The following is an 8,183-nucleotide window of genomic DNA, read 5'->3' as shown; positions in this document are numbered from 1 at the left end:
TGTTAACTTATTTAATAATTTTCATACCTTTATTATTAAGTTCGTTTACTATATATTCTTTCGTCGATGGAGATGTTTTATAATACAGATTTACTATTAAACAATAATTTAAATAGAGATATGATATTAAAAAGATTTGAAAAGTCATCTAAATCTGAAAAAACTCTAATAAGGATAGCTATGAATCTATATAGAGGTTGTATAGATGAAGATTTTAATATGGCAAGGATTTTAAATTATATATTAGATGAGGAAAATACAGATATAGTTTTAAATGCATATAAGGCATTTAGTGCATAAAATGATTTAACATATAACTATAATAAAGCAAGATAATGTATCATGAGCTTAAAAAACTAAATTGAACAAGTATAACAATATTTAATAGGAAGTCTTTTATGACTTTCTTTTTAATTACACAAAACTATAAATATAGTGCTTAGATAATGAGAAATGCTATAATAACCATAAGGCATAATTATTGGTTAATTTATAATTGAAATAAACCTAACATAATAGAATAAAATATGTGAGGAGATGGAGAAAAAGAATGTTTACTATAATGATAATAGAAGATAATGAACTAATAAGAAATGAGATTCATAATTTATTAGATTTAAATAAATATAAAACAATAAAAATACATGATTTCAATAACATTACAAATCAAGTAAAAGAGTATAATCCAGATTTAATACTGTTGGACATAAATTTACCAAATGATGATGGATTTAAAATATGTACAGAAATAAGGAGTTTTTCAAAAACACCTATAATATTTGTAACAAGTAGAAGTACAAATATTGATGAACTTATGGGAATAACTTTAGGAGCAGATGATTTTATAACAAAGCCATATAATACACAGATACTTTTAGCAAGAGTAGCTTCAGTTTTGAAAAGAGCATATCCTAATGAAAAAATTACAGATAATATCGAACATAATGGTATAACTTTAAATATATTAACAAACACAATACAGTACAATGATAAATCAGTAGAACTTACTAAAAATGAATTTAAAATACTACATTACTTACTGATAAATAGAGGAAAGATAGTTTCGAGGGTAGATATATTAGACTACTTATGGGATAGTGCATTATTTGTAAATGATAATACACTTACAGTTAATATTACAAGAATAAGGAATAAGATGGAAGAATTAGGGATAAAGGATTATATAAAAACTAAAAGAGGACAAGGTTATATGATATGAGTATACAAGAGTATCTAAATAAAAGGATTGGAGTAATTAGTTTAAATATTATATCTTTAATAGTATTGTCTGTATTTCTATTTAGTTCAGGAAATACATTTGAAGTCATAAAGATTATATGGATTACATGGGGAATGGTATTATCGATGTATCTCTTACATGAATATAAGACCATAGAGAAGCATTTCTATAAACTAAATAAGTATATTGAAAATACAGATAAAAAGTATCTATTAAGTGAAATAATAGAGCAACCTAAATACATAGAAGCAATACCATATTACTATATTTTGAAAAAAGCTAGTAAGTCTATGAGAGAAGAAATAAATACAATAAAAAATCAAAAAAAGGATTATAAAGAGTACATAGAAAAATGGATACATGAGGTAAAAACACCTATTTCAGCTATTAAGTTAATAGAAGAGAACAACAAAACATCTACATCAAGGTTAGTATTACAAGAATTAGAAGAAATTGATAGATATGTAGAGCAAGCATTATTCTATGCTCGAAGTGAAGATGTTGAAAAAGACTATTTAGTAAAAGAAATCTCTTTAGAAAAATGTATAAATAGTGTCATCACTCGAAATAAGCAAGTACTTATACTTAATAGTATTGATATAGAGATATATGATATTTGCGAAAGTGTATATAGTGATAGTAAATGGCTAGAGTTCATATTAAATCAAATTATAGTCAATTGTATAAAATATAGAAAAGAGAATGAAAGTACTATAAAAATATATACTAAAGAAATAAAAAATGCAGTTGATTTAACTATTTATGATAATGGAATAGGGATACCTAGTGATGAGATAAGTAGGGTATTTAATAAAGGGTTTACAGGAAATAAAGGTCGTGTAAATTATAAATCAACAGGCATAGGATTGTACTTGTGCAAAAAACTGTGTGATAAGTTAGGTTTATTAATAAAAATTGAATCAGAAGAAAATGAGTATACAAAGATTAATATTATTTTTCCAAAGGGGAACTTTTCTAAGGTTTAGGAAAATACATCTCTATGTTACAATATCGTAACATTAATGAAAGGTTAAATCGAATCAAAGTAGAGATAAATCATATAAAATAACCTTGAGGTGATAAATATGGGTGAAATATTAAAGATTGATAGTATAGAAAAATACTATGGAAATAAGGGTAATATATTAAAAGCAATTGATGATGTAAGCTTCGAGGTACAAAAAGGTGAATTCGTAGGGGTTATGGGACCATCTGGTTCAGGAAAAACAACTTTGCTAAATGTTATAGCAACGATTGATGAGGTAAGTTCTGGTCACATTTATTTAAATGGAAAAGATTTAACGGAAATAAATAAAAAGGAAATAGGTAGATTTAGAAGAGAAAATTTAGGATTTATATTTCAGGATTTTAACTTGATAGATACTTTGACAATACATGAAAATATAGCTTTAGCACTAACCATAAATAAAACTAATAAAAATGAAATAGATGGTAAGGTAAATTCAGTAGCAAAAGAACTCGGTATAGAAGAAATACTTACAAAATACCCATATGAAGTATCAGGAGGACAAAAACAAAGAACAGCTTGTGCAAGAGCGTTAATAACAAATCCAAAGTTGATACTTGCAGATGAGCCAACAGGAGCATTAGACTCAAGGTCAGCTCAAATGTTGATAGAGATGATATCAAGTTTAAATAAAGACTTTAAAGCTACAATACTAATGGTAACTCATGATTCTTTTACGGCGAGTTATTGTGATAGGATTTTATTTATTAAAGATGGAAAGATATTTACAGAATTAGTAAGAGGTAATAATACACGAAAACAATTTTTTAATCAGATACTAGATGTAGTTGCATTGTTAGGTGGTGATGTAAGGGATGTACGTTAAACTAGCCATAAATAATGCAAAGAAATCTATTAAAGATTATTTGATATATTTTATAACTATAACAATGTGTGTAAGTTTATTTTATGCTTTTACATCTTTATCAAGTTCTAGTTATGAACTGATAACAGAGGATTCTTATAATTTTGAACAATTAAAGAAGATGTTAAAGTATTCGACTTATGTAATCACAGCTTTACTTGCAATACTTGTTGCTTATGTAAGTAAGTATATGATTAGAAGGAGACAAAAAGAGTTTGCAACATATATCTTATTAGGGGCTGAGCAAAAAAGTATAGCACTTATGTTTTTTGTAGAGATGTTAATAGTAGGTATACTATCTGTAGTTTGTGGAATATTTGTTGGAACACTTTTTTCACAACTTGTTACAGCATTAGTTTATATAAGTGCTAAACAGGAAGTTGTATTTTCGTTCAAGCTTTACTTTGATACTATTTTTATAACATTTGCATTCTTCATTAGTATGTTTTGTATAGTAGGTATACATAATATAAAAGTTTTAAATAAATCAAAACTTATAGATATGATGAATAATAGCAAGATAAGTGAGTTTAAATTTAAGAAAAGTAAGAACGTTTATACGGTAATATTTTTAGCATCATTAATATTATATAGTATATTTGCATATTCAGCTAAATTCATATTAGACACTAAAAAGAATATGAGTATTAGCAATTATGTAGTGAGTACTCAACAAATGGTATTAGCAGAAGTAGTTTCGCTGGTTTCATTTATATTGGCTACGTATGCTTTATTTTATTCTATATCCTATATTGCTATAAGGATAAAAGAGAAATACGTGAATTTCAAATATAAAGGGACGAATTTATTTTTGTTAGGAGGTATATTATCTAAAATAAATACAACTCCTACTCTGATGGCGACTATATCATTGACATTTTTAGGAGCTTCAATAAGTTTTATAGTTACATTATTAATGTCTCAATGGTCTTTAGGATATTTAGATTATAGAGTTCCATTTGATATAGAGTTAAGAAGTGGGTACTTGGATAAAAATAACGATGAAAAATATAGTATAAATAAAATAGAAGAAATTCCTAAATTCCAATATTCAGATATAATAAATTATATAAAAGATTATGGTGTGGATATAGATGAGTATGAAGAAGTTGAAAAGTATTTCTTAAATGAAGAAGATTTTTATAAAAGGGATGATATGAGCATACCACCATTAGCTATAAGTTTAAGTGACTTCAATAAATTAAGAAATATGCAAGGGTATGAACAAATAAATCTAGCAAATTACGAATACACAACTCAGTGGGATGGTAATACTGAAGATAGTGAAATAGAGAACTATATAAATCAAAATAAATTTTTAAATGTAAGTGGAAGTGATATGAAGATTAGTAAAGATGGATATTATAAGGAAACATTAGGTGAAGGAATTTATAATTATCCTGCTAAAAATATCATTATACTTCCTGATGAAATATGCAAAGGTCTTGTAGGAGCAGGAGTAGACTTATTTATTACAACAAATAATGAAATGAAGTATGAAGATGCTCTTGAATTTGAGTATGAATATATACCTACATGGTTTGAAAACAATAACAAAGATTTGATGAAAAAATATGATTCATCTTATCAATTTATTGTTGGAAGGATTAAGTCAGCGGAAACTAGTGAAATATTAAATGCCAGCTTAGGAATGAGGATATTGGGATTATATTTAGGTACAGTTTTACTTATGATAAGTTTAACAGTGCTTGCGCTTCAACAACTCACAGATTCCATTGAACATAAACAAAGATTTAATATTTTACGAAAGCTTGGAATAGAAGAAGGTGAAATCAATAAAATTGTATTAAAGCAAATAGGAATCTACTTTGCAATTCCTGTGACAATAGGTGTAATAGGGTTTGTAGTATTTATATATAACTACTACCATATATTTGAAACTCAGATGAGTTCATATGTGGGTGATAAAATGTTTATATTAAATATGATTATAGGAATAGTGCTTATGATTATAGTATATGTAAGTTACTTCTTAGGAACATACTATACGTTTAAAAGAAATATAAAAAATTAGCTATAATCTTTACGTTATATCAATAGAAGTACTGATTTAGACACAAATTTGATGTAATATTAGTTTTAAAAGGTAAATAATACTACATACATTTTTAAAATAATGTCTACGCTCAGCACTCAAGGCACGTTGAGACTGTAGCTAAACTAAGAAGAGTAGTATAATTAATATAAGAACCAACTTAACTATTGAGTTTAATAGTAAAATTGGTTTTTAGATATATTTTATATAAGTAAACACTCAATATAATAAAACTTTTAATAATTTAATATCTTAATAAATATTATTGTACTAAATTATAATTAAAAGTCCCAAATGTTGAAAAATATGGTATATTTATATATATTATAAAACACTAAATAATAAGGAGATTATAAAAATGGCTGGAGATAAAATAATTTGTCATTGTAAACAAGTAAGTTACATAGATATAAGAAAGGCAATGATAGCAGGTGCTCGTACAGTACAAGAGATAAAAGATATGACTGGAGCAGCTACTGGATGTGGAAGATGTGTAGGAGAAATAGAAAAAATATTAGCATCAGTATGTGGATGTAAGGGAGTTTCTCTTGAAGATGTAGTAAATGCAGTTAAAAATGGTGCAGAAACTACAGAAAAAGTGGCTGAAATAACAGGAGCAGGTTCAGCTTGTGGAAGATGTAAAGCTCTTGTTCAAAATGTAATAGATATAAAAAGATAGTATTTAATCTAAACAATTGGATAAAATACTATTAAATAAATGTATCTTACACCTCAGATTAATATCATCATAGTTTGCATACATTTATCTTAAATAGATTAAGTCCTTCAATTTTGAAGGACTTTTTACTTTTATAGTAATAATAGCATTATTAAAAATATATCCTTATATAGGGGTGAAGTTATGAAGGTTTTATTTACTAAGGATTATGGAAAAGAAAAGTTTGATAAAATAAGGGAATTAGGATATGAAATTATGTATTATAATGAAAATATTGTAACTAATAATGAGGATGTAGATAGTGCTGATATATTAGTTACGTATAATCCATTTAGGACTCTAGATATAAATAAAATGGAAAATTTAAAATATATACAGACAACTAGCATAGGTATAGATCAGATACCCGTAGATAAAATTTTAAATAGAGATATTGTCATAGCTAATAACAAGGGTGGTTATAGTATACCAATAGGCGAATGGATAGTTATGTCTATATTAGAAATATATAAAAATAGTAAAAAGTTCCACGAACAACAAATAAATAAGAAGTGGAAAATGAATTTTTCTATAACTGAATTAAGTGGTAAGAAAATTGGATTTATAGGAACAGGGACATTAGCTACAGAAGCAGCTAAAAGGTTACAAGGGTTTGATGTTGAAGTTTGGGGAGTTAATACAACTGGTCACAATAGAGAATATTTTGATAAGTGTTTTGCAAGTGATAAAATGGATGAAGTATTTAAAAATTGTGATGTAGTTGTAGTTACGATACCGGCAACAAAAGATACTTTAGGAATTATAAACAAAGATAAATTTGAAATTATGAAAGATGATTCTGTATTTATAAATGTTGGAAGAGGAAATATTATTAATGAAAAAGATTTAATAAAATACATGAATAAGTTTAGGGGAGTTGCCTTAGATGTATTTGAAAATGAGCCATTAGATAAAAATAGTGAGCTATGGGAATTTGATAATATAATTATAACACCTCATAATTCATGGGCATCTGATAAGAATGAGGAGAGAACTTTTAATATGATTTATGATAATTTAAAAAATTATATTGAAAATAAGCCTTTAAAAAATACAGTTGATATACTCAAAGGATATTAAGTAATAAAAAAACTACTCACACGGGTGAGTAGTTTTTTTATTTATATTAAGCAGCTTTTTCTGTTGCTTCAGAATTAGCTTTATTCTTATTCATGTAAGAGTAAACTGGTAAACCTAGAAGAGTTATAACTAATCCTCCTAAAGATATCATAGTATTAGTCATTCCAGATAAGAATAATTGGTTTACTACAACAAATACACCACATGCTATAGCTATCATTGGAACTATAGGATATAGAGGTACTCTGTATGGTCTGTGTAAGTTTGGTTGATCTTTTCTAAGTTTTATAACACCTATGAATGTTAATGTATAGAATGCCCAAACAGCGAATATAGCTAAATCAGTTAATAAGTTGAATTGTCCTGATAATGCATATAAGCATGATAATACTGCCATTGCTAATGTTGCATTAGCTGGAACACCATTTTTACTTAATTTACCTAATGCTGCAGGTAAATTCTTTTGTTCACCTAAAGTGTAAACTATTCTTGGTCCAGTTAATAAGTAACCATTAAGAGCACCAAATAAAGATATTAATATACCAACAGTTATAAATTTACCACCCATTGGTCCGAATAAGTGCTCAGCAACTGCTGAAGCAGGAGAAGCTACGTTAGCTAATTCACTAGCTGGTAATACCCAAAGGTAAGCTAAGTTTATAACTACGTATACTGCCATAACTAAAGATAAACCACCAATTATTGCTTTTGGTAAATCTTTTCCTGGATCTTTCATTTCACCAGCTATAGCACCAACGTTTATCCATCCATCGTAAGCGAATAATACAGCTATTAATAATTGTCCTATTATGCTCATTGGGTTTACACCTTCAGCAACCATAGGTTGTACTATAGGGTTATTTCCTTCACCTTTTATAAATCCGAATATCATTATTAATATAAGAGGAAGTAATTTACCTACAGTTGATACAGTTTGTATCATACCACCAGCTTTAGAACTAATATTGTTTAATACAGATATTAATAATATGATTCCTAATGCTATAGGCATTGATAAAGATTCGTTTCCTAATAATCCAGCAGATTGTTGTCCGAACATAACTGCTAAAGCAGCTATTGTAGCAGGGAAGAATAATACAGATTGCATCCATCCTGTTAAGAAACCAAGTTTCTTACCGTAGATTTCTTCTATATATACCATCATTCCACCTGTTTTAGGTATTGCAGCTGAAACTT

At 27.1% G+C, this 8,183-nt stretch carries 8 protein-coding genes; 7 read left to right on the top strand and 1 reads right to left on the bottom strand.

Annotated elements, in window-relative coordinates:
* Window positions 1–120: 120 nt before the first annotated feature.
* From Q5F54_RS07970 to Q5F54_RS07940, 7 genes are all read left to right on the top strand, one after another.
* Complete coding sequence (locus Q5F54_RS07970; RefSeq protein ID WP_302334200.1) at window positions 121–300, top strand: hypothetical protein; 180 nt, start codon at window positions 121–123, stop codon at window positions 298–300.
* 250 nt (window positions 301–550) lie between these two features.
* Window positions 551–1,219 carry a response regulator transcription factor gene (locus Q5F54_RS07965; RefSeq protein ID WP_071119102.1) on the top strand — a complete coding sequence of 223 codons (669 nt, stop codon included), beginning with the start codon at window positions 551–553 and terminating at the stop codon, window positions 1,217–1,219.
* Entirely contained in the window at window positions 1,216–2,226 is a 1,011-nt protein-coding gene (locus tag Q5F54_RS07960) for a sensor histidine kinase (protein WP_071119103.1), read from the top strand. The genes Q5F54_RS07965 and Q5F54_RS07960 overlap by 4 nt, the downstream gene beginning before the upstream one ends.
* 99 nt (window positions 2,227–2,325) lie before the next feature.
* Entirely contained in the window at window positions 2,326–3,093 is a 768-nt protein-coding gene (locus Q5F54_RS07955; RefSeq protein ID WP_071119104.1) for an ABC transporter ATP-binding protein, read from the top strand.
* Window positions 3,083–5,167 carry an FtsX-like permease family protein gene (locus tag Q5F54_RS07950; RefSeq protein WP_071119105.1) on the top strand — a complete coding sequence of 695 codons (2,085 nt, stop codon included), beginning with the start codon at window positions 3,083–3,085 and terminating at the stop codon, window positions 5,165–5,167. The genes Q5F54_RS07955 and Q5F54_RS07950 overlap by 11 nt, the downstream gene beginning before the upstream one ends.
* A gap of 379 nt (window positions 5,168–5,546) precedes the next feature.
* Window positions 5,547–5,867: a (2Fe-2S)-binding protein gene (locus Q5F54_RS07945; RefSeq protein ID WP_071119106.1), complete on the top strand. Its 321-nt coding sequence runs from the start codon at window positions 5,547–5,549 to the stop codon at window positions 5,865–5,867.
* Window positions 5,868–6,050: 183 nt separating this feature from the next.
* The gene (locus Q5F54_RS07940; protein ID WP_071119107.1) at window positions 6,051–6,986 is read left to right on the top strand and encodes a phosphoglycerate dehydrogenase; all 936 of its coding nucleotides are present in this window, start codon (window positions 6,051–6,053) and stop codon (window positions 6,984–6,986) included.
* Window positions 6,987–7,032: 46 nt separating this feature from the next.
* On the opposite strand, the gene Q5F54_RS07935 is transcribed toward Q5F54_RS07940, so the two are convergent.
* Window positions 7,033–8,183, bottom strand: a 1,151-nt coding sequence (locus Q5F54_RS07935) for an APC family permease (protein ID WP_302334199.1), incomplete at its 5' end; no start/stop codon positions are given.

This window comes from uncultured Romboutsia sp. (assembly GCF_958366745.1).
In the GTDB taxonomy this organism is placed as follows: Bacteria; Bacillota; Clostridia; order Peptostreptococcales; family Peptostreptococcaceae; genus Romboutsia; species Romboutsia timonensis.
The sequence above is the reverse complement of the archived record's forward strand: the minus strand, read 5'-3'. Positions and strand labels throughout refer to the sequence as shown.